This is a genomic window from Pseudalkalibacillus sp. NRS-1564 (assembly GCF_050467905.1).
In the GTDB taxonomy this organism is placed as follows: domain Bacteria; phylum Bacillota; class Bacilli; order Bacillales; family Guptibacillaceae; genus Guptibacillus; species Guptibacillus hwajinpoensis_B.
In genome coordinates this window covers 61,835-88,653 of record NZ_JBITPM010000040.1, presented here as the reverse complement: position 1 = coordinate 88,653, position 26,819 = coordinate 61,835, and the positions used below count along the sequence as shown (strand labels likewise).

21 protein-coding genes and 1 riboswitch are annotated in these 26,819 nt (G+C 40.5%); of the genes, 6 read left to right on the top strand and 15 right to left on the bottom strand.

The genetic code is table 11. From position 1 onward, the window contains the following. Position 1: 1 nt before the first annotated feature. The 4 genes from ACIFPW_RS18330 to ACIFPW_RS18315 form a co-directional block, all read right to left on the bottom strand. Positions 2–1,363: an NAD(P)-dependent oxidoreductase gene (locus ACIFPW_RS18330; RefSeq protein ID WP_430246438.1), complete on the bottom strand. Its 1,362-nt coding sequence runs from the start codon at positions 1,361–1,363 to the stop codon at positions 2–4. A gap of 99 nt (positions 1,364–1,462) precedes the next feature. Next, positions 1,463–2,353 (bottom strand): nitrilase-related carbon-nitrogen hydrolase, encoded by an 891-nt coding sequence (locus ACIFPW_RS18325; protein WP_430246436.1) that lies wholly within the window; start codon positions 2,351–2,353, stop codon positions 1,463–1,465. 261 nt (positions 2,354–2,614) lie between these two features. Next, positions 2,615–3,496 carry a 5'-methylthioadenosine/S-adenosylhomocysteine nucleosidase gene (locus ACIFPW_RS18320; protein WP_430246435.1) on the bottom strand — a complete coding sequence of 294 codons (882 nt, stop codon included), beginning with the start codon at positions 3,494–3,496 and terminating at the stop codon, positions 2,615–2,617. 246 nt (positions 3,497–3,742) lie between these two features. Next, a riboswitch (purine riboswitch) is annotated at positions 3,743–3,845 on the bottom strand. 167 nt (positions 3,846–4,012) lie between these two features. Beyond that, positions 4,013–4,423: a thiol-disulfide oxidoreductase DCC family protein gene (locus ACIFPW_RS18315; RefSeq protein ID WP_430246433.1), complete on the bottom strand. Its 411-nt coding sequence runs from the start codon at positions 4,421–4,423 to the stop codon at positions 4,013–4,015. 132 nt (positions 4,424–4,555) lie between these two features. Between ACIFPW_RS18315 and ACIFPW_RS18310 the strand changes: the two genes are divergently transcribed. Then, positions 4,556–5,905 (top strand): MATE family efflux transporter, encoded by a 1,350-nt coding sequence (locus ACIFPW_RS18310; protein ID WP_430246431.1) that lies wholly within the window; start codon positions 4,556–4,558, stop codon positions 5,903–5,905. Positions 5,906–5,942: 37 nt separating this feature from the next. Here ACIFPW_RS18310 and ACIFPW_RS18305 read toward each other — a convergent pair whose 3' ends face one another. From ACIFPW_RS18305 to ACIFPW_RS18295, 3 genes are all read right to left on the bottom strand, one after another. Then, positions 5,943–7,562, bottom strand: a complete 1,620-nt coding sequence (locus ACIFPW_RS18305; protein ID WP_226613088.1) for an ABC-F family ATP-binding cassette domain-containing protein — start codon at positions 7,560–7,562, stop codon at positions 5,943–5,945. Positions 7,563–7,644: 82 nt separating this feature from the next. Further along, the gene (bshB2, locus tag ACIFPW_RS18300; RefSeq protein WP_194221648.1) at positions 7,645–8,310 is read right to left on the bottom strand and encodes a bacillithiol biosynthesis deacetylase BshB2; all 666 of its coding nucleotides are present in this window, start codon (positions 8,308–8,310) and stop codon (positions 7,645–7,647) included. Positions 8,311–8,323: 13 nt separating this feature from the next. After that, positions 8,324–8,665: a YojF family protein gene (locus ACIFPW_RS18295; protein ID WP_160919492.1), complete on the bottom strand. Its 342-nt coding sequence runs from the start codon at positions 8,663–8,665 to the stop codon at positions 8,324–8,326. A gap of 176 nt (positions 8,666–8,841) precedes the next feature. Here ACIFPW_RS18295 and ACIFPW_RS18290 point away from each other — a divergent pair, with 176 nt between their 5' ends. Continuing rightward, positions 8,842–9,747, top strand: a complete 906-nt coding sequence (locus ACIFPW_RS18290) for an ATP-binding protein (protein WP_430246428.1) — start codon at positions 8,842–8,844, stop codon at positions 9,745–9,747. Beyond that, on the top strand, positions 9,748–11,631 hold the full coding sequence (locus ACIFPW_RS18285) for a vWA domain-containing protein (RefSeq protein WP_430246426.1): 1,884 nt from the start codon (positions 9,748–9,750) through the stop codon (positions 11,629–11,631). A gap of 344 nt (positions 11,632–11,975) precedes the next feature. On the opposite strand, the gene ACIFPW_RS18280 is transcribed toward ACIFPW_RS18285, so the two are convergent. The 3 genes from ACIFPW_RS18280 to ACIFPW_RS18270 form a co-directional block, all read right to left on the bottom strand. After that, complete coding sequence (locus ACIFPW_RS18280) at positions 11,976–12,872, bottom strand: branched-chain amino acid transaminase (RefSeq protein ID WP_430246581.1); 897 nt, start codon at positions 12,870–12,872, stop codon at positions 11,976–11,978. Between the two features lie 246 nt (positions 12,873–13,118). Beyond that, positions 13,119–13,619, bottom strand: a complete 501-nt coding sequence (gene mug / locus ACIFPW_RS18275) for a G/U mismatch-specific DNA glycosylase (RefSeq protein WP_430246424.1) — start codon at positions 13,617–13,619, stop codon at positions 13,119–13,121. Positions 13,620–13,625: 6 nt separating this feature from the next. After that, positions 13,626–14,402 carry a class I SAM-dependent methyltransferase gene (locus ACIFPW_RS18270; RefSeq protein WP_430246422.1) on the bottom strand — a complete coding sequence of 259 codons (777 nt, stop codon included), beginning with the start codon at positions 14,400–14,402 and terminating at the stop codon, positions 13,626–13,628. 275 nt (positions 14,403–14,677) lie between these two features. Between ACIFPW_RS18270 and ACIFPW_RS18265 the strand changes: the two genes are divergently transcribed. After that, positions 14,678–15,913 (top strand): dicarboxylate/amino acid:cation symporter, encoded by a 1,236-nt coding sequence (locus ACIFPW_RS18265; protein WP_430246421.1) that lies wholly within the window; start codon positions 14,678–14,680, stop codon positions 15,911–15,913. Between the two features lie 288 nt (positions 15,914–16,201). Here ACIFPW_RS18265 and ACIFPW_RS18260 read toward each other — a convergent pair whose 3' ends face one another. Next, complete coding sequence (locus ACIFPW_RS18260) at positions 16,202–16,804, bottom strand: alpha/beta hydrolase (protein WP_430246419.1); 603 nt, start codon at positions 16,802–16,804, stop codon at positions 16,202–16,204. Then, positions 16,804–17,748, bottom strand: a complete 945-nt coding sequence (locus ACIFPW_RS18255; RefSeq protein ID WP_430246417.1) for a ring-cleaving dioxygenase — start codon at positions 17,746–17,748, stop codon at positions 16,804–16,806. Before ACIFPW_RS18255 ends, ACIFPW_RS18260 begins: the two co-directional genes overlap by 1 nt. Before the next feature lie 218 nt (positions 17,749–17,966). Between ACIFPW_RS18255 and ACIFPW_RS18250 the strand changes: the two genes are divergently transcribed. Continuing rightward, positions 17,967–18,056, top strand: a complete 90-nt coding sequence (locus ACIFPW_RS18250; RefSeq protein WP_224880206.1) for a putative holin-like toxin — start codon at positions 17,967–17,969, stop codon at positions 18,054–18,056. A gap of 98 nt (positions 18,057–18,154) precedes the next feature. Here ACIFPW_RS18250 and ACIFPW_RS18245 read toward each other — a convergent pair whose 3' ends face one another. Both ACIFPW_RS18245 and gltB read right to left on the bottom strand, forming a co-directional pair. Then, on the bottom strand, positions 18,155–19,639 hold the full coding sequence (locus tag ACIFPW_RS18245; protein WP_430246415.1) for a glutamate synthase subunit beta: 1,485 nt from the start codon (positions 19,637–19,639) through the stop codon (positions 18,155–18,157). Between the two features lie 14 nt (positions 19,640–19,653). Further along, the gene (gene gltB, locus ACIFPW_RS18240; protein ID WP_430246413.1) at positions 19,654–24,243 is read right to left on the bottom strand and encodes a glutamate synthase large subunit; all 4,590 of its coding nucleotides are present in this window, start codon (positions 24,241–24,243) and stop codon (positions 19,654–19,656) included. A 176-nt stretch (positions 24,244–24,419) separates the two neighbouring features. On the opposite strand from gltB, the gene ACIFPW_RS18235 reads away from it, so the two are divergent. Next, entirely contained in the window at positions 24,420–25,325 is a 906-nt protein-coding gene (locus ACIFPW_RS18235; RefSeq protein WP_194221638.1) for a LysR family transcriptional regulator, read from the top strand. Positions 25,326–25,371: 46 nt separating this feature from the next. On the opposite strand, the gene ACIFPW_RS18230 is transcribed toward ACIFPW_RS18235, so the two are convergent. Beyond that, on the bottom strand, positions 25,372–26,778 hold the full coding sequence (locus ACIFPW_RS18230; protein ID WP_430246410.1) for an MFS transporter: 1,407 nt from the start codon (positions 26,776–26,778) through the stop codon (positions 25,372–25,374). Positions 26,779–26,819 lie beyond the last annotated feature (41 nt).

Sequence of the window (26,819 nt, the reverse complement as noted above, 5' to 3'; positions counted from 1 at the left end):
CTTACGCTGAGTACGTTGCTTTTAAGCTTTCATGCATATGATAAGCAGCCGTTTTCCCCTGTTGAGCCGCTGAAACAACCATGGCTTCTCCCTGTCCTTTTCCGAAAATAACATCTCCACACGCATAGATTTTGGGATTCGATGTTTCCATCGTTTCTTGGTTAATTAAAATGACACCGTCTTTATGAGCAAGACCAAGCTCTTCTATAAATGGAAGATGCCGCTTTTGGCCAATCGCTTTCACAACAACATCACATTCAATAAGGAATTCAGAATCAGGAATAGGCTCTGTCCTCCTTCGCCCATCTTCAGCCGCTTCTCCAAGCTTCATCTTGACGCATTTCATTCCTTCTACATCGCCAGTTTCATTTGTCATTATTTCAACCGGCTGTGTTAACCAGCGAAACTCAACGCCATCCTGCTTGGCAAATTCATATTCAAAGTCATAAGCAGTCATTTCTTGTTCAGATCGACGATAAAGTATTTTGACGTTTTCTGCACCGAGTCGAACAGAGCAGGTTGCCCCATCAATCGCTGTATTCCCTGCTCCTACCACAACAACTTTCTTTCCTTTTAAGTGAGTTGGAAATGGCGCATTCTTTGTCATTTTGACGAGTTCAATGGCATCGTAAACACCATCAGCTTCTTCCCCTGAAATTTGAAGATCTGGAACATTTGCCATGCCAATTGCTAAAATAACACGGTCATTTGTTGAAACTAACTCTTCAAATGGAAGATCAACGCCTATTTTCACACCCGTTTTAATGGTGACGCCTAACCTTTCAATTTGCTCCACTTCCCAGAGTGAAATGGCTTTTGGTAACCGAAAAGACACGATGCCATACGTATCAAGTCCACCTGCCTGTTTCTCGGCTTCATAGATTGTGACACTATAGCCAAGTAGCGCAAGTTCGCGAGCAGCTGATAGACCGGCTGGGCCGCCACCTACAATGGCGACTTTCTTCCCGTTTGGTTGTCCTTGTTTAAATAGCACTTGATCATTTTTAATTGCCCAATCTGTAGCGTAACGCTGCAAATTACCAATTAAAATTGGTTTTGTCGAATGATTTAACACACATGCACCTTCACATAGTTCTTCTGTCGGACATACTCTCGCACAGCTCGCTCCTACTGGGTTTGCAGTCATAATTGTTTTTGCTGACCCTTTCATGTTTCCTGAAGCGATTTTTTTAATGAAAGTTGGTATATCTATGCCGGTTGGACACGCCTTGATACAAGGAGCATCATAGCAATAAAGACATCTTTGAGATTCTTGAAACGCTTCCTGATTCGTGAGAGGTGGAACAACTTCAGTAAACCTTTTCTGCAGTTCCTTTTGGATCGCTGGTTCGCTTGTATTCATATTCGTCCCCCCTGTTTAAATTACGCATTTCCGCTTGATAAACTAATAGATCCTTAAATGAAAAAGCAGGCGGCGAAGCCACACCTGCTTTCACTCCCATCAAGGCAATAGTGAAGTCATTTCCCCATAAGTCTCAGGACGGCGATCGCGATAAAATTGCCACGTATCTCGAACTTCACGAATCATCTTTTTATTTACATCACCGATAATCACTTCATCTTCATCCCTTGAACCCATCGCTACAAAATTGCCTCGTGGATCAACAAGATAAGATTGTCCATAGAATTCACCCATGTTCCAAGGTCCCTCTGTCCCAACTCGATTAATGGCTCCAAGATAGTAACCGTTCGCAACAGCATGAGCTGGCTGCTCTAGCTTCCATAAGTACTCAGAAAGTCCAGCTACCGTTGCAGAAGGATTAAAAACGATCTCTGCGCCGTTTAAACCAAGCAGTCTTGCTCCTTCTGGAAAATGACGATCATAACAAATATACACGCCTATCTTTGCGAAAGCCGTGTCGAATACCGGATAACCAAGATTACCAGGCTTAAAGTAGTATTTTTCCCAGAATCCGTGTCCGTTGTCTCCAACTGCTACATGTGGAATGTGTTGTTTCCGGTACTTACCAAGATAAGAACCATCAGCATCAATAACCGCAGCAGTATTATAATAGGTTGAGATGCCTTCTCGCTCATAAATAGGTAGAACAATGACAATACCAAGTTCTCGAGCAAGCGCCTGAAATCTCACTGTCGTTGGACCCTCGGGGATCTCTTCTGCAGCGTCATACCACTTTGTATTCTGCTCGGCACAAAAATACGGTCCATAGAAGATCTCCTGAAGACAAACAATTTGAGCTCCTTTTTCACTTGCTTCTCTTACAAGGTGAATATGTTTTTCAATGGCTTTTTCTTTGTGAAGGTCAACTGATTCACTACCTTCCACATCATTTTTTGCCTGAATTAGGCCAATTTTCACTGAATCTGCCATATGTATGCCCTCCTATTCACATTAGTTAACTGAATTTTCTTTCTAATAAAAGTGTAGAAGATTCATTTCCTCCATGCACTATACAAAATGTAAAATAAAATGTACAAAAAACTAGCATTCTGTCGCGAGTCTTTAAAAGAAGATGGATCAAAAAAACAGCCTAAGTGAAGTACGGCTCTCTCCGCACTTACTACTTAAGCTGTTTTTGTTAAATCCCATGGTTGTATTTATGGTCTACGATTACTAGACACTTCATGGATGCTAGTTATCTTTTTGATCCTTAATATATTGTTGAACGACCTTATAAACATACTCCTGATTTGCTTCAGCAGTATTTGGGTTGTATTCTCCTCCATTTACTTTATTATTTGAAAGAATACGAATCCCTAGGAAAGGCACATCGAAAGCTTGAGCGATTTGTGCTCCTGCAGCACCTTCCATTTCTTCAACGGATGTACCATAATTTTCATGAAACCACTTGATACGATCAATTTCATTATTCCATACATCCGCTGAACCAATTGTTCCTTCCACAACTTCTCCTTTTGTATATTCATCCTTCACGGCGTTCGCGGCAGCAAGTAAGTCCTTATCTCCATCAAAGTATCGGATATTTTCTGCATCTGGATCTTCTCCTGCGCTACCTTCAGACGCCATTAAGTCCATTGGTTTCCATTCCGTTGGCTTAATACCCTCATTCTCCTCGAGATTAGTTGTTTTTAATGAACCCGTGTTTGTGGTTCTTTGCCCTAATACGATATCAAATACGTCCAATTCAGGATCATGTCCTCCTGATGTTCCTTGATTGATAATCGCGATCGGGTTATACTTCTCTATTGCTAGTGCAGTTGCAGCTGCCGTATTCTCCATTCCCTTACCTGTTTTCGTAACGATAACAGGATAATCATCCACCGTTCCTTTGTAAAAAACGAACGAACCTGAATTTTCTTCTGTTACATTCTCTAATTTTTGTGCGAACTCTTCTGCTTCAATTGGCATTGGTCCCTGTACAATGATTGGTCTTTCTGTTTTCTCTTGTTCAGCTGAAGATTCTGGTGCAGAGTTACAGGCTGACAAAACAACTAACAAAAGTAAAGTTATCATAGCTGATGTAGCGTATTTTTTAAAAAATGGTTTCCTCATCGATTTTCTCTCCCTAGTATGTAAGTTCGGACACTCTTCTTCATCAAATACGTGATTTGTGACTGACAATAGTAAACTTTTCTTCCGTCGTCATTCTTCCTTTCTAGAATGTGATTCTCGTATTAAAATCAAAAGAAATAGGCCAGGATTTTGTAGAAGATGTTCTACCGTCCAGACCTACGAAAGTTAAAATATGCGTCAAATATCCCTGCCAAAGTTATTAGTAAAACTAAATGTTAAGTCAGCTACATGCATACTTCAACTCGTAGTCCAGTACTTTAACGGGAACCGGGTAGAAACACTCAGACCATATTTCTGAGAATATACGAGTAAGAAATGATTAAGTTAGTACTTTAATACCATAACAGACATTCTTGATCATCACAACTAAAACATGAACATTAAATATATTTTTAATAAAATCGTTCGCCATTCATTGCTTTCGAGAAGTATATAGAAAGATTTAATGGGAATTAACGATAATTAACAATAACTATTAAAAAGTTAGACCTAAAATTATAGAAACCTTTCTTTTTGTTTTTTTGATGGAATCATACAACTTTCATTTTCCCCAAACCATTTGTAACGGCGCTTTGCAATGCCGTCATAAATTTTGTCTCTTAGCCGTAATGGTAAAAGTCGAAGTACAAGAAAAAGACTAAAAAAGCCTCCTAGCTGCTTTACAATATAAAGAGCTGCATCTGATTTAACGAGTGCCTCTCCATTCTTAATAACAATCACACTATCCGGAACGTCTGTTAGTTCAGCGTCATGAAGGAGACGCTTAGCCGTATCCGATTGGAGAGAAGCAAAAGAAAAAACAGCTTTTTTATCATACTTAAACATAAACTTCACTAATCCATTGCATAAATTACAAACCCCATCAAAAAGAATAATGTTTGTTTTCGAGTCTCTGGTAGTAGCCACAGATCCATTCACCTCACTTCAAAACTATGCTCAACACTTCACATACTAAGTATATCATAACTACATAATCTAAGATGGGGAATATGCTATAATTTCCATGTTCAGTATTCTACATAGCAAGGATGTTGCACCATGTATCCAACTAAAACGATCAAGGAAAAGATCAAATTATTAGTCATCATTCTTTATCCCATTTTAATCACTCAAGTTGGTCTCTACTCAATGAATTTCGTAGATACGATTATGAGTGGAAGAGCTGGAGCAAATGATCTTGCAGGAGTTGCCATTGGTTCAAGTCTCTGGGTTCCTGTATTTACAGGATTAAGTGGCATATTGCTTGCCATCACTCCGATTGTTTCGCATTATATCGGTGCAAAGCAGGAAGATCGGGTTTCATTTTCAGTACTTCAGGGCATTTATCTTTCGGTTGCTCTTTCCGTTAGTATATTAGTTGTTGGTTATTTTATATTAGACCCTATTTTAAACACCATGGATCTTAATAACAAAGTTGCTCAAATTGCAAAAGATTACCTCATCGGACTTTCCTTCGGGATTATTCCACTGTTTATTTACTCCGTTCTAAGGAGTTTCTTTGATGCACTTGGAGAAACAAGGACGACGATGCTAGTCACGCTCACGTCTCTTCCAATCAATGTATTCTTCAATTATGTTTTGATTTTCGGTAAATGGGGATTCCCTCAATTAGGAGGTGTTGGTGCTGGATATGCATCAGCGATCACTTATTGGTTTATTCTTTTAATCGCCTTACTTGTTGTCATTAGAGTAAGGCCATTCCGAGCGTATAGGATTTTCAAACGTTTTTATCCAATATCCTTTTCTACCTGGAAAGAACAGCTAAAAATCGGTGTTCCGATAGGTTTTTCTATCTTTTTTGAAGTCAGTATTTTTGCAGCCGTTACACTTTTAATGAGCACGTATACAACCGAAACGATCGCTGCTCACCAGGCAGCCATTAATTTTGCCTCTCTTCTATATATGATCCCCCTTAGTATATCAATGGCGTTAACAATTGCTATTGGATTTGAGGTTGGGGCAAGAAGATTACAGGATGCAAAGCAATACAGCTATATGGGCATTGTCTTTGCTGTTCTAATGGCCTTACTATCAGCTCTTTGTTTATTTCTCTTCAATGACACCGTCGCGAGTTGGTATACAAGCAACATGGAAGTGTTTGATTTAATTAAAGTATTCCTTATTTACGCCATCTTCTTTCAGCTTTCCGATGCCGTTGCTGCTCCCATACAAGGAGCGCTCAGAGGATATAAAGATGTTAACGTAACGCTTGTTATGAGTCTCATTTCTTACTGGGTGATTGGCCTTCCTTCAGGCTATTTACTAGCGAAATACACAGCGTTCGGTCCATACGGCTACTGGGTTGGGCTTAGTGCGGGACTTTTCGTTGCTGCTATTACGCTCTTCCTGCGTCTCCGTCACGTACAAAGAGTCGGAAGAATTATATAAACAAAAAGCGGCTCCCGGAAGGGTGCCGCTTTTTGTATTACTTGTACATTTCTTGTGCTTTTGCTTGTAATTCAGTGTTTTCAAGGTACTCATCATAAGTTGCTTCTTTATCAATGATCCCTTTAGGTGTTACTTCAATTACTCTATTTGCGATCGTTTGAATGAACTGGTGGTCATGAGATGTAAAGATCATTGCACCTTTGAAATTCATAAGACCATTGTTGAGTGCAGTAATTGATTCAAGATCCAGGTGGTTTGTCGGATCGTCAAGTACAAGAACATTCGCACCGCTAAGCATCATTTTTGAAAGCATGCAGCGAACTTTTTCGCCACCGGAAAGAACGCTCGCTTTCTTCAATACTTCTTCACCAGAGAAAAGCATTCTTCCAAGGAAGCCGCGTAGGAAGCTTTCGCTTTGATCTTCTGGGGAATATTGACGAAGCCAGTTAACAAGGTTCGTATCCACACCCTCAAAGTAATCAGAGTTATCTTTAGGGAAGTAAGCTTGAGAAGTGGTAACACCCCACTTGAACGTTCCGCTATCTGCTTCCATTTCACCCATCAAGATTTTAATTAGCGCCGTATTCGCAATTTCATTACGACCTACGAGTGCCACTTTATCGTCTTTATTTAGCATAAAGCTTACGTTATCAAGTACTTTTACACCATCAATCGTTTTTGTTAAACCTTCAACGTGAAGCACGTCGTTTCCGATTTCACGATTTGGTGTAAAGGCTACGTAAGGATATTTTCTTGAAGAAGGCTTAATATCATCAAGCGTAATCTTATCAAGAAGCTTCTTACGTGACGTAGCCTGTTTAGACTTCGACGCGTTCGCGCTAAAGCGCTGGATAAACGCCTGAAGTTCCTTTACTTTCTCTTCTTTTTTCTTGTTCGCATCCTCTTTCATCGTACGAGCAAGCTGGCTTGATTCATACCAGAAATCGTAGTTACCCACATACACTTGGATTTTACCGTAATCAAGGTCAGCCATGTGCGTACATACTTTGTTTAGGAAGTGACGGTCATGGGACACAACAATAACGGTATTCTCAAAGTTAATAAGGAACTCTTCTAACCATTGAATTGCGCCAAGATCAAGGTTGTTCGTAGGCTCATCCAGTAGAAGAATATCAGGAGAACCAAAAAGAGCCTGTGCAAGAAGTACTTTCACTTTTTCAGAACCAGTAAGGTCTGCAAGCTTCTTATCATGAAGATCTTCAGAAATACCAAGTCCTCTAAGCAATACAGCTGCATCTGATTCAGCTTCCCACCCGTTAAGGTCAGCAAATTCACCTTCAAGCTCTGCAGCTTTCATACCATCTTCATCAGAGAAATCCTCTTTCATGTAGATCGCATTCTTTTCCTGCATCACTTCATGAAGACGTGCATGTCCCATAATTACGGTGTTAAGAACCTCATACTCTTCGTATTCAAAATGGTTCTGTTTCAGGACGGCAAGTCGTTCTCCCGGTCCCATATGAACATCGCCAGTTTGTGGTTCGATTTCACCTGATAAAATCTTAAGAAACGTTGACTTACCAGCACCATTAGCACCGATTAGTCCATAACAGTTTCCTGGAGTAAATTTAATATTAACATCTTCAAAAAGCTTACGATCACCATATCGTAAGCCGACATCTGTAACTGTAATCATTTAGGTCGTATTCCTCCATCTATCGTAATATAGTGCAAATTATAACATGTTCTACACGGAATAGATATGAACCCAACAGATCTTATTCATCAAATGGATAGATCCAGAAGGATTCTTGTTTAATAAACGACATCATTTCAGAATTCGGATCCATTGAACCATCTTCAAGTCTTGCCACCATCGCCTCTGTTTGGGAGCGGTGAGCTTCAATGGTTTTGATCTTCGTTTCTAACACATCCGTTACGTCAAAAACTTTATCAGGTTTACCAAGTACCACTTCACGGTCCGGAGTAATTGGTAAAGCATAAACCGTTGGACGTTTTTCCTTCGGGATCCGTTTTAACGTTTCTATGACAGCTGCAGAGCAAGCATCATGATCCGGATGGATACCGTATTCTGGATAAAATGTAATAATTAATGATGGGTTTAATTCATCAACTAGCTCTCCAATTGTAGAAACAAGCAGTTCAGGGTCTTCAAACTCAAGCGTCTTGTCTCTAAACCCGAGCATGCGAAGATCTTTTACGCCCATAGCGTTGCAGGCATCTTGTAATTCTTTCTTTCGTACTTCTGGAAGTGTTTCTCTTGTCGCAAAAAATGGATTCCCCATATTGCGTCCCATTTCTCCGAGCGTTGCACATGCATAAGTGACAGGCACGCCTTCATTTACAAATTTCGTTATCAACCCTGCAGTTCCGAAAGCTTCATCATCCGGATGCGGGAAGACAACGAGGACTTGTTTCTCCATAATCGTTTCCTCCTTAGTCGAATGGTGTATAGCTTAATTGAACAGCTACTGCTAAACGGCCGCTCGAATCATGACCTGCCATTAATAAACGACCATCATCCAATTGATAATCCGTTAAGCCTTCAGCATACATCCAACCGTCATTTAATTTAAACCCAACGCGGAATGGACCGCTACCTGCCATTTTGACATTGGTGAATTTGATTGAGCCATTTCTTATGTAAGCTCCAACCGCAAGCTTTTCTTTATCTTGAGCAGCATAGGCTCCACTCGTTGTTTCTAAGTGAAAATACAGTTCTTTGTTCTCAAATGTTTCAAGGATTTCTTGTACTTTTTCTATTTGAATAGGCTTCATTCTTATGCCCCCTTCTTTCTTAGGCCTACTTGCTAGAACTAGTATAGCTCATCTATTCCGCCTGGTAAAATGATTGACGTTGGCATTAGAACGACTTTCATTAGACAGAGACTGTTTTTTTTCCGTTATAGTTAACTTTTGAATAGACATGAATTCGAAACTCGGAGGTATAAAAGATGCAATTATATGAAACGTTTGATATTCCAGATAAAATACAAGACCGTATTGAAGCAAGACGCGAGGCAAACTCCAATCCAGAGCACTATCTCATCGGATCTGAAGGCTATACAGCACCAGATATGTCGATCGTAAAAGATGCCGTCACAGCTTTGATTCTAGGTAAAAATGTGCTTCTTAAAGGTCCAACAGGTGCTGGTAAGACAAAACTTGCCGAACTAATTAGCTACTTCTTTAACCAGCCAATGTACTCGATTAACTGTTCTGTTGACCTTGATGCGGAAGCGCTTCTAGGGTATAAAACGTTAACATATGACGAACAAAACAATGCTCATATTACATTCATTCCTGGACCAGTAGAAAACGCGATGAAAAACGGCGAACTTCTCTATATTGATGAAATTAATACAGCTAAAGCAGAAACACTTCCCATTCTAAATGGTGTACTTGACTATCGTCGTATGGTTCTAAACCCTTTCACAGGAGAAACGGTTCGGGCAAAAGAGAACTTTGGCGTCATTGCTGCAATTAATGAAGGATATATTGGAACAGCACCATTAAATGAAGCATTAAAAAATCGTTTTATCGTGATAGAAGTACCTTACCTACAGGGAGAAGCTTTAAAAGAAATGTTAAGTGAACAATCGCTTTTAGATGATTCAAAACAGCTGGATCAGTTTGTTACGTTATCTGCTGACCTTCAATCAAAAGTAAGAGATGGTCAAATTTCAGAGGAAGCCGCCTCTCCTCGTTCACTTCTAGACGCTTGTGACTTAACAACATTTATGGAAGCGAGACGCGCGATTAAACGAGCGATTACAGATAAGCTTGAAGATGAGCGTGAAAAAGCTGCAGTGGAAAACATCGCAGAAACAATTTTCGGACGTTATCAGGAGAAATCATAAATGAAGTTTCTAAACTTTGCTGAGAATCAGACTGATCCGTTTCTTCATCTAAGTTTATCTGATCTCGCGGAAACACTGAGTCATCTAGAGAGTGAAGTTCAGTTCGCTTTCCATTCTTACTACAGACCAGCTGAACAGTTGATTACGGTCAGTCATTATTGGAATGATATTTTTGATGGAACGCAATATGATGGTATGAAAAGTGATATCTACCTTCGTGCACTTGGTAATGTTCATTATACGAATTTCAATGAAGTAGATCACTACCTCTCCACTATCAAACAACAATCACATCCTCTTTTCCGTAAACAACTGTTTGCATTATTAGAGGATATAAGACTCGAGCAGATTTGTATGTCTATCCGACCAGGAATGAGCGCTGCTTTTGATACAAGACGAATGTTATTTCAAAAGCGTTTTCGTGGTCGTCTTGAAGTTCATAATCGCCAGAATCAGCTGCTTGATGCATTATTCTGCGCAATCTATCTACAAGCGATCGGTAAACCAGTTGCTCTAGGAAATGAACTAGCAGAATATAAGCCCTATCTGCGCCATTTAATTATAGAGATTTCTAAAGCTAGTTCAACAAAAGACGTTGCCACTCTCACAAGCGCATTTTGTCAGGAGCTGAATGTTGATCATTTCGATATGACAACAGAATATTTAACGATGTATGGAACCTCGGTCAACGCTTCCACTGTTGTTGAAGATGAAGAAGCTCGTCAGTTAAAAAGTGACGATACGATGGAAACGACTGATAAAGAAGATAAAGAAACGTATGATGAGGAAATGAATACGTGGCATGAAGAGCAGGAGCAAGAAGGATCCAACTTCCTTCAATTTGACTTAGAAGAAGGCGCTAAATCAGATCTGATCGGAGAAGGCGAGCGAAAAGAAGAATCTGGTGATCAGGCCTTTGTCAGTGTCCAAGGTGCTTCTAAGCAGTCAGAGGGCAGTCAGTTTGATGAAGAGGCAATTCTTGAAAGTCGTGATACAAAAGCAGTTGCTTCTTCACAGGATCCTCTAGGTGAAGCGAATCGAAACGTAAAAGAAGTGATTCGTCATGCCGAAAAACCAACTTCTGAAGAGCTTTCGAATTATCGAACTGCGAAGGCTGACATCCAATACGCTGAAAAATCACTTCGTGCTGCGATCCAGAAAACGATCGAGCAAAAACAAATTGCTCCTAGAAGTGATCTTCATTTTGGACGATTGAACCGCAAGCTACTAAGGCTATTAACAGACGAAAACCCTCGTCTCTTTTATAAAAAGAATGCGCCTAGTACAGAGCTTGATGTAACGTTCTCGTTACTCGTCGATTGCTCGGCATCGATGTACGACAAGATGGAAGAAACACGACTAGGTATTACGCTTTTCCATGAGACGCTAAAAGGACTAAATATTAAACACTCGATCACTGGATTCTATGAAGATGCATTCGATGCTGATGATCAGGAACAACCGAATACCCTGTTTCAAATTGTTGATTACAACCGATCGACTCAAGCTCATGAAGGGGCTAAAATTATGCAATTGGAACCTGAAGAAGACAATCGGGATGGGTATGCGATTCGAAAAGTTGCTCAAGAATTAGCTGAACGAAATGAAAAACATAAAATTTTACTTGTGTTTACAGACGGCGAGCCTTCCGCATACGATTACAGCGAAAATGGTATCATTGATACTCATGAAGCCGTGATGCAAACAAGGAAAAAAGGCTTTGAAGTAATCGGTGTTTTCTTATCTAACGGGGAACCACAGGAAAAGGAAAAAAATACGATGCGAAATATCTACGGCACACAAAGCCTTGTGATTCCTTCTGCTAATGAGATTCCCGCTTATTTAACGCCTCTGTTGAAGCGATTGTTGCTACGATTTGTATAGAAAATATGAACGGTTATCACTTTGTCCCTAAATGGTGATAACCGTTTTATCTATAATAAATATACTTGACATCCCTTTTATTGATGGACCCCATTTCTATATCCTGTCTCATCCAACTAATAAACCAATTCGCTAAACCGCTAAGAAATAATGGTAGAAATCGTCAGTAAAGTATATCAAAATAAAATTAAATACTACATAAATAGAAATAAAAGCAGTTTATGCTGGTGCTAAGATTAACGGTTTGGCAAATTGATTTTCTCTTCTATTTACTCGTTTAATAAAAAAATTACATCGTAAAGGATATAGTACCTTACGCGATTTAGCTCGAAGATCTTTGCATTTTAATACACAGAAGTACAGTAGCTAATATAGGATGACATTTCCCCACGAACGATCTGGTCATACGTTTTTTGGATTTTCTGTGTAATCAGACCGATTTTACCATTTCCTATTATTCTCCGATCTATCTCCACTACTGGCTTAATTCCAATAGCCGTTCCCGTAAGAAACACTTCATCTGCCTCGTATAACTCAACTCTCGTAATACTCTGTTCTCGCATTGATAATCCTAACTCTCTGTATACAATTTGAGCAACGGTATTCCGAGTGATTCCAGGAAGAATATCATCTGATACTGGAGGAGTCACAACTTCATTCCCTCGTACGATAAAGAGGTTATTAGTAGCTCCTTCACTAACATTCCCTTCTCTAGTTAAAAAAAGAGCCCCATCATAACCGTTTAACATCGCTTCATTAATTGCCAACCCTGAATTCAAGTAACCAGCTGTTGATTTTGTTTGTGGAGGAATCATATTACTTCCTACTCTTGTCCAAGAGGAAACACATACATTTATAGAAGCTTTTGGCTCATACTCGGTAAGATCCAGATAGATTGCTAGATGATTTAATGGATCATTTAAATCTGGACGTAACGTATTAGCTCCTTTGAAACAAAGCGGCCGTATATAAACGTCTTGAGTCACTTGGTTGATTAATAGTAACTGTCTGGTAATCTCAGACAACTGATCTATAGAATAGGGAATGGGAATATACAAGCTTTTTCCAGAGCCGTGGAACCTTTTAAAATGATCATCTAATCGAAAAACAAAAAGTTGCTTTTGTTCTTTATTCCAAAATGCACGGATACCTTCTATGCAACCTAAACCATAGTTTAGCCCTTTGTTTTTCACGCTCAGACTTAAGGAACGATCATCTACAAATCGATCTTTATCAAACATAAAAGCCACACCATTCACCCTCTTTAATGGCTAGATTGAACGTTGTTGTTTTTTACCGAAAGCCGATATATCATCACTATTAACTAACATAGCTTTTTAAATAATATATGCTCGTAATGGGTAATCATTAGAGGATTTTCGATTAATGTTGCACCAGTAATGTACGACATGTTCTTACGAAGGGACTATTTCTCTGTACTTAGCTAGATATTGTTGATTCTCGAATGAGTACAAAATCTATGTCGTTCATTTTCTTAGCATTGTACTTAAATGCCGATAGATTTCTACTAATTCCTCAAGCGTCATCCTAACTAATCCGCTAGTTGATGGTGCCACAAAATCTTGCACACCACCTATTTGAGTAACGGGTTGATATCCCCACTCAGCCTTTCTAACACCCGAGAATTTCTGGTAAACTCCTTTTCCTACAAAACAATTGACTTTGGGCTTGTACAACCTAATTTTCTTGCTAAGCTGCTCTCGTCCTTTTGTGTAATCATCAGACGTTAAGTCAGCCGCTCCTCGCGTAGGACGATCTACGATATTCGTGAGTCCATATCCATATTCTAAAAGCCTATGATCTTCCTCTGGTAAGAGCTTACGATCTGTAAGACCCGCTTCTTTTAATACAGAATAAAAACGATTTGTTGGGTTTGCATAATGATGCCCCTCGTTCTCGGACTGGAGTCCAGGGTTAAAACCGATAAACAAAATTTTCAACTGGTGATCAAGATGGTCTGGTAACAAAGCGCCTCACTCCTTGCATTCAAGTATTCCATAATGAAATTTCGATGTTTTTCGAATTTGTTGTTGAAAACCTAACTGTTCAAACCGCGAGCTTTTCCAAGAATCTTTTAAAATGACTCTTATGCGAGCAACTCGTCTAGCTTCTATCACCATATTTTCTGTGAGTGCACCATAAATCGCAACCTGTTTGATGCCACAAACGCCGTCAGATGCTAAAATAGAATCTTCAAACATTGGGTCAAAATATACAACATCAACCGAGTTCGCCATTAAATGAGGTAATACGTCTTCATATTTATTACTTCGAACTGTTATTCGCCTCATCGCCTTATCTACGTAGTTATTATTACTTTCCCATTTTTTTAATCCTTCTTGAAGTAATAGTGCGTGCTCTGATCCCTCAATTGCTTGGACACTACCGAATTCGCCTACTACTAAACTCGCAACGATGCTGTCAGAACCAAGACCTGCTGTACAATCTAACAAGCTCATTCCTTCACTAAGCCCACTCGCTTTAATGAACGCATCATCACGTCCATTTAGAACCGCCCTGCAACGAAACATGGCTGAGTTTGGATGAAAGAAAATCGGTGTTTCAGCGCTTTCTTTATACAAATATAATCGATCAAAACCGACAACCACAACTATTTCCTGATAAAGGTCAATGATTTGTTGAATCGATCGTTTTTCTCTTGATATGTAAGTACCTTCATAATAATGACTCAGTTTTATAGCCTCTTTAATGAGTGCTTCAGTCGGTCTCCCTGCAGTTGTAAAAATCATCCGATTATCTCCTTTAATTTCCTTCAAAGCTAGTATACCATGTCGTTTAAGATGATTTCCGGAGAGAACAGCTCCACCTTAGAAACTATATTGAAATAAAAAATGAAGTGAAACTGTATTCGGTGGACACGTGCTATCAACTAACATAAACACCATTGGCTCATTGTTATATAAACCATATAATTTTAACAAATACGATAAATGAAAATTTAAATTCTAAACAATTTATTATCTAGCTGTTATACTAATAACACTATTTAATAAGAGGTGGAACAATGCAAAAAATGTGGCATATGTATAAAAATTCTTCATTCATACTAAAAATGACGCTTGGCTTTATACTTGGTATTACAGCGGGAATTCTTTTTGGCTCAAGTATAGAATTCATTAAACCGCTTGGCACCATTCTAATCAACTTGCTTAACCTGATAGCCATTCCAGTTATTTTTCTAACAGTTGTGCTCGCAATCAATCAAATGAACCCAAAATACCTTGGGAAATTAGGTGGGAAACTGTTAGTATATTACGGATTAACAACAGCAGCCGCTGTTTTAATAGGTGTTACAATCGCTTTATGGATTAGCCCTGGGTCTGGTCTAACACTTCCGGATACGAAAGTTGAAAAGCCTGACACTCCTGGTTTTTCTGATGTTCTCTTAAATATCGTTCCGAATAACCTTTTTGAAACCTTTTCTTCAGGACAACTCATGGGTATACTCTTTCTTGCTGTAATCATTGGATTAACTATGGGGAAAATGCGCTATTCTGAGAAAAATGACCTGCGCGAATCTGGCGAGAGACTTCATAAGCTATTCTCCGCTGCAAATGACTTATTCTTTTTGTTACTGCAAGGTATTTTGCTTTATGCACCGATTGGCATCTTCGCCATTAGTGCAACATCCTTCGGCAATCAAGGCTGGCAAACGTTCCAATCTTTACTTGCTTTCACAGGTGTTTTTTATTTAGGCGTTCTATTACTTTGGGCATTGATTTATACTTCTTTTCTAAAGTACGCGAAATTAAGTATTAAAAACTTCTTTTCTCAAACGAAAGATGCTTACTTAACAGCATTTTTTACATCAAGTAGTATCGCTTCGCTTCCAATCGCGATTGACTCTGCTAAAAAAGCCGGCATCTCAGAACGAATTGTGAACTTTTCTTTACCAATCGGGGCCGTCTTCAATTCAGATGGAGGGGCGTTAAGAATGGGTGTGTCGATCGTTTTTGCTGCAAACGTCACCGGGTTAAACTTCTCCGTTATGGATTATGTGACCATTGTTGCCATAGGTACACTTCTCTCCATAGGAACGGCAGGGATTCCCGCTGCCGGCCTAGTGACATTATCAGCAGTGTTAACCATGTTTAACCTTCCCTTAGAAATTGTTGCTTTAATCGCTGGAGTTGACGTCATGATTGGCATGGCTGGTACAGCTTCGAACGTACTTGGTGATATTATTGGGGCAGCTGTCATCGATCGTGATAAAAAGAAAACATCCAAATCAGTTGCTTAAATGAAAATGCGGCCCTGTTATCGGGATAACAGGGCCGCATTTCTCTAATTAAACGATTAAGCTCTATTAACAATGAATTTCCGCTATTCTTCTATCGTTCCAAAACAACTTTCCGATACTAAGTAAGCCAACGATGATGAGCTACTACGTAATCATTCCTAACTTTATTGATGAAAAATTCTAGATAAATCACATGAACATATAAAAAAACGAGCAACAAAATCATTTGATTTTGTTACTCGCTTCCACTTTTTTTATTGTATAACTAATTAATATCAACCAGCTGTTCTAATAGTTTTTCTTAAACCATTCTGCCGCTTTTTCTACTTCTGATCTCGTTAATTGATGACCTGCACTTTCCCAATGAACCGTTACCTCTGCCCCAGCATGAGAGAACATTTCCTGAAGTTCCTTTGTTTCTTGAGGGGCGCAAATGGGATCATTTTCACCAGCGCCTATAAAAATTCGTTTTTGCTTAAGGTTCGGTAGCTCCAGATGACGCAGTGGCACCATAGGATGATGTAGGACAGCGCCTTTAAGCGCCTTTGCATCGTGGAATAGAAGGCTAGCTGCGATGTTGGCGCCATTCGAGTAGCCTATTGCAATAACGTTGTTACGCTCAAAATCGTATTTTTCTGATGATTCATCGATGAAAGCATTTAATTCATGTGTTCTCTCTATTAAATCCGCTTCATCAAAAACGCCTTCTGCTAATCGTTTGAAATAGCGCGCCATCCCGTTTTCTGATACATTCCCTCTCACACTCAGAATGGAGTGCCCAGGCGCAATAAGCTCAGCTAAAGGAACCAAATCTTCTTCTGTTCCGCCAGTACCATGAAGTAGTAACAGGGTCGGAAGCTCTTTCTTTCCTTGTTTAAAAAGATGCTTCATCATTTGTCACCATTTAGAACTCTTGCTTCTGCTGGTTCAAGATGATTTTCAATTTGAGATCGTTTCTCTTCTAGCCATGGTGGTAGAAGAAGCTTTTTCCCCATTTCATCAGGGTCTTCATCTTTTGCAAACCCTGGAGGATCCGTCGCTATTTCGAACAGTATTCCACCTTCTTCTCTGAAGTAGATGGCATTGAAATACTGTCGATCCACGACCGGAGTTGGATTATACCCTTTTTCTTCGAGTAAGTTTCTCCATTCTTCATGATCATTGAAGTCATTAGCCCGAAACGCAATATGATGGACGGTACCTGAGCCCATGCTTCCAGACTCTAGCGGTGTTTTCTTCACGTCGACCGTGTTGCCTATCGAATCACTGGATTTAAATCGAACAAAATCTTCTTCTTCAGCTACACGAATAAAACCAAGAACTTCTTCTAACACATTCATAGTTGCTTCCGGCTTGCCGGTCAATAATGTAGCACCAGCGAATCCTTTGATTGCATGTTTTGTGCTAACACCGCCAAAGCTCCACGTGTTTCGCTCCCCTTCTTCTCTTTCAACGAGTTCAAGGTGTAGTCCATGTGGATCATCAAAAGCGAGAACCTTTTCACCAAACCGAGTCATCTCACCGTTTTCTACATTTAATTTATCAAGACGCTTTTTCCAGAACGTTAAACTGCCTTCTGGCACAACGAAGCTAGTTACGCCAACTTGACCCGAGCCAATCTTTCCATCATGTGCTTTCGACCATGGGAAAAAGGTCATGATTGTACCCGGTGCCCCTTCTTCATTTCCGAAATAAAGGTGGTATGTTCCTGGATCATCGAAGTTCACTGTTTTTTTAACGAGACGAAGACCAAGAACCCCACTATAAAAATCAATATTTTCCTGAGGATTTCCTACAATTGCAGTAATATGATGTATTCCTGTTGTATGCTTCATAAATGACAAGTCTCCTTTTCAATATTACATCCACTTTAGAAGGTTCCCGTATAGTACGGTTTTTAATCGTCTAATTTGTTCTTTTAGATGCCTTTTATCTCGAATTCGAGATATTTTATTTAAGTGTATAAAATTTGTATTCTTATGTCAAATCTTTTCCACTTATGCGTATAGGACAACCCCTGCTGGTGACATTCTATATGTAAAGGAGTGATGTGATGCTAAGCGTATTTGAGGCCCTGTCGTTAATGGTCAGCTTTTCCGCTCTTGTGCTCGCCATCATCCACACGAAAGATCGTTCATCGTAACAAAGTGAAAAAGCACCCCTTCGGTGATGACCCCCGGAAGTTAGTTTTACTCTAACTTTCGGGGTCACTACCTTCATAGGAGTGCTTTTTTATTTCAATTAAGGCATGACAGTTTTATTCATAAGATAACGATCGGTCTCGCGTGCAACGCCGCGACCTTCATTTATCGCCCATACAATGAGACTCTGTCCTCTGCGAACATCACCTGCTGCAAAAACACCATCAACGTTTGTGCGATAGTCATCGAATTCAGCCTTCGCTCGTTTCCGATTGTCCTGCTCTACTTCAAAATGTTCGAGAACCCCTTCTTCAGGTCCAGTAAATCCAATAGCAATGAATACAAGCTCAACTGGCCAAACTTGCTCTGTACCAGGGAGTTCTTTCATGAACACATTGCCCATCTTATCAACATGCTTTTCGATTGTAACCGTATGAAGTTCCTTCACATTGCCATCTTCGTCACCAACGAATTTTTTCGTCATGATGGAATATTGACGAGGATCTTCCCCGTGCTCTGCTTGCGCTTCTTCATAAGCATAGTCAAGAGTAAAAACCTTAGGGAATTCTGGCCAAGGATTATCGATCATACGGTCGGCAGTTAGCTGCGGGTGTTTACCAAATTGGTGTACACTTTTGCAACCGTGTCTGAGCGCAGTTGCCACACAGTCCGCTCCAGTATCTCCGCCACCGATGACAATAACATTTTTACCTTCTGCAGAAACATACTTGTTATCTTGAAGCTTAGAATCAAGCAAACTCTTCGTATTCTGTCTTAAATAATCCATGGCATAATGAATGCCACCGAGCTTACGACCTTCAATCGGAAGATCACGGTGCTTTTGAGCACCTGTACAAAGAATTACAGCATCATGCTGATCACGAAGCTCATCTTGAGTGACATCTTTCCCAATTTCGGTATTCGCAATAAAGGTTACTCCCTCATCTTCAAGAAGCTTCACACGTCGCTCAACTAATTCTTTATCAAGCTTCATATTAGGAATACCGTACATTAGTAAACCACCAATACGATCGTCACGCTCAAATACAGTGACAGTATGACCAGCTTTATTTAGCTGATCAGCCGCTGCTAAACCAGCAGGACCTGATCCTACAATGGCAATCTTCTTACCTGTACGATTTTTGGGAGGCTGGGGTGTCATCCAACCTTCTGCAAACCCGCGATCAATAATTTCCTTCTCGATGCTTTTTATTGCAACAGCGTCGTCAGGAATAGCTGCTACGCAGGCTCCCTCACACGGTGCCGGGCAAACTCTACCGGTGAATTCCGGAAAGTTATTCGTTTTAAGAAGTCGATCTAGCGCATCTTTCCATTTCCCTTGATATACAAGGTGATTCCATTCAGGAATCAAATTATAAAGTGGACAACCCGATGCACTCCCATTTAGTTCTATACCTGAGTGGCAGAAGGGCGTGCCACAATCCATGCAGCGTGCCCCTTGCGTTTTCAGATTTTCTTCAGATTGAGGAAGCTGGTATTCTTCCCAATCTTTTAAACGTGTTGAATGATCTCTTTCACGTGCTTTTTCTCTAGGATAGTCTAAAAAACCTGTTGGCTTACCCAATCGAATACCTCCCCTTATACCGGTTCCAAGTCGCTTTGACGTGGCTTCATTTGACCGTTCTTAGCCTGTTGGAACACCTCATATGCTGCGTCGTCATCTTCATAGCCTTTTTCTTTCAATTCTTCTAATGATTCTGTGATTCTCTTAAATTCTTTCGGAATTACTTTCACGATCTTCCCGACAACTTCATTCCAGTTTTGAATGAAACGGATCGCTTTTGGACTATCAGTAAAGTATGCATGCTGCTGAATCATATGCTTCACTTCAAGAATCTCGTCATAGTTACGTAGTGATTCAATGTGAACCATTTCAGCATTTACATTGCGCTTAAACGCCTCCTGGTCATCTGAAAGAACATAAGCAATTCCACCTGACATACCTGCTGCAAAGTTCTTCCCGGTCTCGCCAAGAACAACAACACGGCCACCTGTCATATATTCACATCCGTTGTCTCCAATACCTTCAACAACCGCACTTGCACCACTATTTCTCACACAGAATCGCTCTCCTGCGAGACCACTAATATAAGCTTCACCTGAAGTTGCTCCGTAGAAAGCAACGTTACCTACAATTGTATTTTCATCACGAGCAAATTCAGCTTTAGCTGACGGATGGATGATCAGTTTCCCACCTGATAACCCTTTACCTACATAATCATTTGCATCGCCTTCTAGTTGCATTGTGACGCCATTTGGTACGAAGGCTCCAAAACTTTGACCTGCTGAACCTGTGAAGTGTAAGCGAATCATATCTTCTGGAAGTCCTTCTGCGCCATAGCGCTTCGTAATTTCATGTCCTAGTAGAGCACCTGCAACGCGGTTTGTATTACGAATAACATAAGATCCCTCAAACGGCTTCTGTTCTTCGAGCGCACCGAGTGCTGCAGGAATAATTGACGTATTGTCAAGTGCAGCTTCTAACTTGTGATCCTGATCACGCTGTTTGAAGCGTCCAACTTCTTCTGACACATGCGGCTGATAGAGAAGCGGTTTTAGATCAAGGTATCTTGCTTTCCAGTGATCTTTCGTGCGACGACTTACTTTCAGTACATCCGTACGTCCAATCATCTCCTCGATCGTTCTAAAGCCTAGCTCAGCCATGATTTCACGAACTTCTTGTGCAATAAACTGCATGTAGTTCACTACGTGATCCGGATTCCCCATAAATTTCTTACGTAGTTCAGGGTTTTGAGTAGCTACACCAACCGGGCACGTATCAAGATGGCACGCTCTCATAAGAATACAACCAAGAACGACTAGCGGTGCTGTCGAGAATCCAAATTCTTCAGCGCCTAGAATAGCTGCCATCACGACGTCGCGACCAGTCATCATTTTTCCATCAGCTTCTAGAACAACACGATCACGTAAATCATTTAATACGAGTGTTTGATGCGTCTCCGCTAGACCAAGTTCCCATGGAAGACCAGCGTGTTTGATACTCGTTCTTGGAGATGCTCCTGTTCCACCCTCATATCCGCTAATGAGAATAACATCTGCAAGCCCCTTAGCTACACCTGCAGCAATCGTTCCAACGCCTGCTTTTGAAACTAGCTTTACGTTGATTCGTGCAGATGGATTTGTATTCTTTAAATCATGAATTAGCTGGGCAAGATCCTCAATCGAATAAATATCATGGTGTGGAGGTGGTGAAATCAGTCCAACACCTGGAGTCGAGCCACGAACTTCAGCAATCCACGGGTATACTTTCTTCCCTGGTAGCTGACCACCTTCACCAGGCTTCGCACCTTGAGCCATTTTAATTTGAATTTCATCTGCATTGCTTAAGTAGTAGCTTGATACACCAAATCGACCTGATGCTACCTGTTTAATAGAGCTTCGACGAAGATCACCATTTTCATCAGGAGTGAAACGAGAAGGGTCCTCTCCACCTTCACCGCTATTGCTACGTCCACCTATACGGTTCATTGCAATCGCAAGAGCTTCGTGAGCTTCACCACTTAAGGCACCATAGCTCATTGCACCCGTTTTAAACCTACGAGTAATCGATTCAACACTTTCAACCTCATCAATCGAAATCGCATCTTTCGAACCAAAATCAATCGCCTGTCTTAAATAAGTGAGGTTCTCTTCTAGCGCCATGCCAGAGAATTTCTTATATAATTCATAGTTATTACTTCTTGCAGCGTGTTGGAGTGTATGAATGGTTTTCGGATTGAATGAATGGTGCTCTCCGCCATTTCTCCACTGCAATTCACTACCTGTTTCAAGTGTAAGATCACTATATTCAGAATCATGATAAGCAAAGTGATGCCTCATTAACGTTTCTGTTGCAATAATATCGATTGGAATACCATCAATTTGCGAAGCTGTACCAGCAAAATAACGATCGATTACTTCGTTGCTAACTCCAATTGCCTCGAAAATTTGCGCTCCTCGATAGCTTTGAATTGTTGAAATGCCCATTTTAGACATCACTTTTACAATTCCAGTTGTCGCAGCATCAATATAATTATCAATGGCATCATCGAAAGAAAAGCCCCCAATCGTCCCGTCGTTAATCATATGGTCAATCGAGTCATAAGCAGCATATGGATAAATGGCGTCTGCTCCGTAACCAATTAACATAGCAAACTGATGAACGTCCCTAGCTTCACCTGTTTCTACGATCAAACTTACTTTCGTACGCGTCTCGCGTTTAATCAAGTGATGATGAAGGCCACTTAGAGCAAGTAAAGAAGGAATCGCCGCTTTCTCATGATTCACTCCAAAATCAGAAAGAACAAGTATGCTTTTCCCGTTTTTAATTGCGCGATCAGCTTTACGGAATAACGCCAGAAGTGCATGCTCCATTTCCGTTTCACCACGTGCTGCATTAAACAATAAACTAAGTGTTTCAGGATGAAAGTCCTCTTCATCTAATGCCTTAATCGCTTCAAATCGACTATCTGTTAAAATAGGTGTTTCAAGACGAATTCTTCTAGCGCTTCCTGGTTTTGTTTCAAGTAAATTTCCTTCAGGGCCAAGCAGCGTCATTGTTGAAGTAACGGATTCTTCTCGAATCGAATCAATTGGTGGATTCGTTACTTGAGCAAACAGCTGTTTAAAGTAGTTAAACAGTAACTGTGGGCGCTCAGAAAGAACAGCTAACGGAACGTCATTTCCCATTGAGCCGATCGGATCCTTTTTCTCAGTAACCATCGGCGCGATATTTTTTGTAAGTTCTTCATATGTGTACCCAAAAGCACGCTGTGTTTGGACGAGTTCTTTCTCATCTATCTGTCTTGTCTTCACTTTTTCTGGTGAAAGGCTCATAAGGTTTTCATCAAGCCATTTACGGTAAGGTTTATCAGTCGCAATTTGCGCTTTAATCTCCTCATCGTCAACAAGGCGCTTTTCCTCTAGATCGAGTAGTAGCATTTTCCCAGGACTTAAGCGGCCTTTTTCTGTAATCTTCTCTTCTTCTATTTCAATAACGCCAACTTCAGAAGAAAGAATAAACGTGTCGTCGTTTGTGATAACGTATCGTGCAGGACGCAAACCATTACGATCCAGCATCGCTCCTATTTGACGACCGTTAGTAAACGCAATAGCTGTTGGACCATCCCATGGCTCCATCAATGTACTATGATACTCATAAAATGCTTTCTTTGGATCCAGCATCGTAGCATCACGGTCCCATGGCTCTGGAATCATCATCATTGCCGCATGTGGTAATGAACGGCCTGAGAGATTCAAGAATTCAAGACAGTTATCTAATGAAGAGGAGTCACTTCCATTTGGACGGACAATTGGAGCAATGTCTTTCATGTCATCTCCAAATACTTCCGATTGAAGAGCTCCTTCTCTTGCTCTCATCCAGTTCACATTTCCACGAAGAGTATTGATCTCCCCATTATGAATAAGATAACGGTTTGGATGGGCACGATCCCAGCTTGGGAAAGTATTTGTACTAAAGCGTGAGTGCACCATTGAAAATGCTGATTTAAAACTAGGATCTTTCAAATCAAGATAAAATTGATCCAGCTGTTCTGGTGTTAACATCCCTTTATAAACAATCGTATCTTTGGAGAAGCTCGCTGCATAATACTTTGTTTTTGATAACTGTGAATCTTGAGCAACTTGCTTCTCTGCTTTTTTACGAATAACGTATAATTTACGTTCAAATTCTTCAGCTGAAATATCGCTTTTCTTAATAAAGACCTGTCGAATGACAGGCTGAGCAATACATGCCGCTTCTCCAATTGTCGTTTCATCTACAGGAACCGTTCTCCAGCCAATAAACTCTTGACCTGCTTCCTTGATTGCTTTCTCAACAATTTGTTTTGCACGCTGTCTCAGCTGATTATCTACCGGAAGGAACATCATTCCTACTCCGTACTCACCTTTATCTGGTAGGTTGAATCCTGAATTCTTTTTGAAAAACTCGTGTGGAATCTGTAACATAATACCCGCACCGTCACCCGTGTCAGGATCGCTTCCCTGCCCTCCTCGGTGATCTAGCTGGCGTAACATATAGACTCCTTTTTCAATAATGTCGTGTGCAGGCACATTATTCATATTGGCGATCAGTCCGATGCCACAAGCGTCATGCTCATGAATTGGATCATATAATCCTTGTTTCTCTGGAAAATTACTTCTATCCATAATCCCACTCCTCGCTCTTATCCCAATTCATTATGGTTTCTCGCTTTAACGCCATAACGTCGAAATTGTTTAAATATTCTACACTTATTGTACATTGCTTTAACCAATGCTTCCAATATATAATTTAGATATAATTAATCTAATATTGATATGAATCAAAGGAGAGATTGTTTTAAATGGAACTCAGGCAATTGTATTATTTTATGGAAGTGGCGAAACGAGAGCATGTGACAGACGCAGCTAATTCCCTTCACGTCGCACAATCAGCTGTAAGTAGACAAATTGCCAACCTTGAATCTGAGCTTGGAGTGCAGTTATTTATTCGAGAAGGCCGGAATGTAAAGCTAACACAAGTAGGACATATATTTATGGATCATGCTGAAACGGCCATTTCAGAAATTGAACGCGCGAGACAAGCCGTATATGAATTTTTAAATCCTGATACAGGGACGATTCGAATTGGATTTCCAAACAGCCTTGCCGCTAAAACATTACCTACCGTTATTTCCGCATTTCGAAAGGAGCACCCAAGCGTTGGATTTCAATTAAGACAGGGATCTGTACAAGATCTTACCGATGCAGTAAGTAAAGGAGAGATAGATATTGCTTTCGTGTCCCCAGTGCCGAAAGATCGAACTGATGTTGATGGACATATTTTCTTTACAGAAAAACTATTAGCCCTCCTCCCTATATCTCATCCCCTGGCCGATTATCCAATGCTACGGCTCGGACAATTAAAAAATGAACCATTTGTGCTGTTTCGCTCTGGTTATGCCCTGCATCATCTCGTTACTTCAGCCTGCCAGCAAGTTGGATTCAAACCACGTATTGCATTTGAAGGTGAAGATATCGATACGATCAAAGGACTAGTTGCAGCTGGACTTGGCGTAAGTCTACTACCTGAGATAACCCTTTCTGAGCAGCTCCCAGGTGAGACAGTCAAAATTGAGTTATCAGAGCCAAACGTCACGAGAACAGTCGGCGTCATTATCCCGCAAGGAAGAGAGCTAGCTCCTTCTGAAAGAAAGTTTTTTGAATTTCTTACCCATTTTTATGAAGTTCTTAACCGATTTGGACAATAAAAAACCATGTCGAGCGAATACGCTCGACATGGTTTTTTTAAATCAATTAACTTTGTGAGGCTTTTGCCGGCATTTTTAGAAAGACGCCGAGAATAAGTCCAGTTAGAAATATAACCGAAGCAGCTAGATACATATGCTCATATCCTGATAGAATCATATCCCTTACTCCATCCGTTATTTTGCTACCGCTAAATGTACTTGAACCTGAAGTCGCAATGAATCCTGCAAGGATAACAGGACCAAGTGATGTTCCAACAGATCTAAATAAACTTACTAGAGAAAGCGCTGCGCCAGCTTCTCGATCAGGAGTTAACTCAAGGATAATGTAATTAAGCGGTGTGCCCATTGTAAATCCAATTCCAACACCAGACAGCACCATACCAAGCGAAAGGGTTAGCCATCCATCTGCTAGATAAGTAAAAACGAGTGAGCCAAGAAGACTTAATGAAAAGCCTAATAACACAACTTGTTTGGCGCCCCACTTATCAAGAAGAACACCTCCTATAGGTGCTGCGAATCCAGATGCAACGGCTAAAATTGTCATCACATAACCACCCTGGCCCCTTGATAATGACAAGATAATTTCAGAGAATGACGGTACGAAAATCATACTAATGATCCCAATACCGGTAATCGTTGAAATAAGTAATGCGAGAACAATATTCCGATCAGTAAAGTAGCTTAATTTCAGTATAGGATCCGCGGCCGCTTTTTCGACCTTGATCAATGGGTAAATAAGCACAAGACTGATAAGTAACAATGGCCATACAAGCAATGATTGGATGGATTGAAGAAATTCACTCGTTTCAAGGTTGGTTAGACCTAGTAAAAGGGACACAATGAGAAATGATAGAACAAGCGCCCCGCCCCAATCAAGTGTAGGTTTCTTACTCTCTGTTCGGTCATCCGGAAGCTTTAACCCCATTATGATAATAACAACAGCAATTGGAAGGTTGATAAAGAAAATCCAGCGCCAGCTAAGCTGCGCAACGAAGAAACCTCCAACGTTCGGTCCCAGTATAGTCGCTACGCCAAACATCGCACCTACTAAACCCAGAGCCATACCTCGCTTTTCTTTCGGAAAACTACTTCCAATCACAGCATTCGCTATTGGAATGATTCCCCCTCCTCCGAGGGCTTGAATCGCTCTTCCAGCTAATAGAACAGGAAGTGATTGACTAAGTCCCGCAAGAAGGGAACCTAGTGCAAATAACGTAATCCCTGCAAGAAAAATACGCTTTCTTCCAAATAAGTCAGCAAGTTTTCCTACAATCGGCATGCTTACCGCATAAACAAGTGTATAGATCGTAACGACCCAAACTGTCCATTTCAAATCGATGCCAAGATCTTCTATAAGCGTTGTTAAGGCAGGAGAAACGATTCCTGAATCAAGCGCGCCTAGAAAAACCCCTAATAAAAATGTAATTAAAATAAACCGAAGTTTTTTATCCACGGCAAAACCATCCCCTTCATATTCATATGTGTATTATCACA

Excerpts from the sequence above, each read along its gene's own strand:
- ACIFPW_RS18295 (WP_160919492.1), bottom strand. The coding sequence starts at position 8,665 with ATGAAGCCTATTCAAATAGAAAAAGTACAAGAAATCCTTGAAACATTT.
- bshB2 (WP_194221648.1), bottom strand. The coding sequence starts at position 8,310 with ATGGAGAAACAAGTCCTCGTTGTCTTCCCGCATCCGGATGATGAAGCT.
- ACIFPW_RS18265 (WP_430246421.1), top strand. The coding sequence starts at position 14,678 with ATGCAAAAAATGTGGCATATGTATAAAAATTCTTCATTCATACTAAAA.
- ACIFPW_RS18260 (WP_430246419.1), bottom strand. The coding sequence starts at position 16,804 with ATGAAGCATCTTTTTAAACAAGGAAAGAAAGAGCTTCCGACCCTGTTA.
- ACIFPW_RS18310 (WP_430246431.1), top strand. The coding sequence starts at position 4,556 with ATGTATCCAACTAAAACGATCAAGGAAAAGATCAAATTATTAGTCATC.
- gltB (WP_430246413.1), bottom strand. The coding sequence starts at position 24,243 with ATGGATAGAAGTAATTTTCCAGAGAAACAAGGATTATATGATCCAATT.
- ACIFPW_RS18235 (WP_194221638.1), top strand. The coding sequence starts at position 24,420 with ATGGAACTCAGGCAATTGTATTATTTTATGGAAGTGGCGAAACGAGAG.
- ACIFPW_RS18320 (WP_430246435.1), bottom strand. The coding sequence starts at position 3,496 with ATGAGGAAACCATTTTTTAAAAAATACGCTACATCAGCTATGATAACT.
- ACIFPW_RS18305 (WP_226613088.1), bottom strand. The coding sequence starts at position 7,562 with ATGATTACAGTTACAGATGTCGGCTTACGATATGGTGATCGTAAGCTT.
- ACIFPW_RS18270 (WP_430246422.1), bottom strand. The coding sequence starts at position 14,402 with ATGATTTTTACAACTGCAGGGAGACCGACTGAAGCACTCATTAAAGAG.
- ACIFPW_RS18280 (WP_430246581.1), bottom strand. The coding sequence starts at position 12,872 with ATGTTTGATAAAGATCGATTTGTAGATGATCGTTCCTTAAGTCTGAGC.
- ACIFPW_RS18330 (WP_430246438.1), bottom strand. The coding sequence starts at position 1,363 with ATGAATACAAGCGAACCAGCGATCCAAAAGGAACTGCAGAAAAGGTTT.
- ACIFPW_RS18255 (WP_430246417.1), bottom strand. The coding sequence starts at position 17,748 with ATGAAGCATACAACAGGAATACATCATATTACTGCAATTGTAGGAAAT.
- ACIFPW_RS18290 (WP_430246428.1), top strand. The coding sequence starts at position 8,842 with ATGCAATTATATGAAACGTTTGATATTCCAGATAAAATACAAGACCGT.
- ACIFPW_RS18285 (WP_430246426.1), top strand. The coding sequence starts at position 9,748 with ATGAAGTTTCTAAACTTTGCTGAGAATCAGACTGATCCGTTTCTTCAT.
- ACIFPW_RS18325 (WP_430246436.1), bottom strand. The coding sequence starts at position 2,353 with ATGGCAGATTCAGTGAAAATTGGCCTAATTCAGGCAAAAAATGATGTG.
- ACIFPW_RS18250 (WP_224880206.1), top strand. The coding sequence starts at position 17,967 with ATGCTAAGCGTATTTGAGGCCCTGTCGTTAATGGTCAGCTTTTCCGCT.